A 348-nucleotide genomic window follows, 5' to 3' on the forward strand; every position below is an offset into this window, starting at 1 on the left:
CTAGTTCCTTCACCCGAGTTCTCTCAAGCGCCTGAGTATTCTCTACCTGACCACCTGTGTCGGTTTTCAGTACGGTTTAGTAAAGTCTTTCGCTTAGTGGCTTTTCCTGGAAGTGTGGTATCGATTACTTCTTTCCCTTGGGAAATCGTCATCACGCCTTAGTGTTATCAGGGATTCGGATTTGCCTAAATCCCCCACCTACACGCTTAAACGTACATATCCAACAGTACGCTAACCTAACCTTCTCCGTCCCCACATCGCAACTTTACCAAGTACGGGAATATTAACCCGTTTCCCATCGACTACGCTTTTCAGCCTCGCCTTAGGGGCCGACTCACCCTGCCCCGA

Annotated in this window: 1 rRNA gene; it reads right to left on the reverse strand. The window is 49.1% G+C overall.

Annotation, left to right across the window (positions count from 1 at the left end):
* Nucleotides 1-348: ribosomal RNA gene (locus ACTG7X_RS11085) — 23S ribosomal RNA — on the reverse strand; the annotation flags it as partial.

The sequence above is a fragment of the Lonepinella sp. BR2271 genome (genome assembly GCF_051851515.1).
GTDB lineage: Bacteria > Pseudomonadota > Gammaproteobacteria > Enterobacterales > Pasteurellaceae > Lonepinella.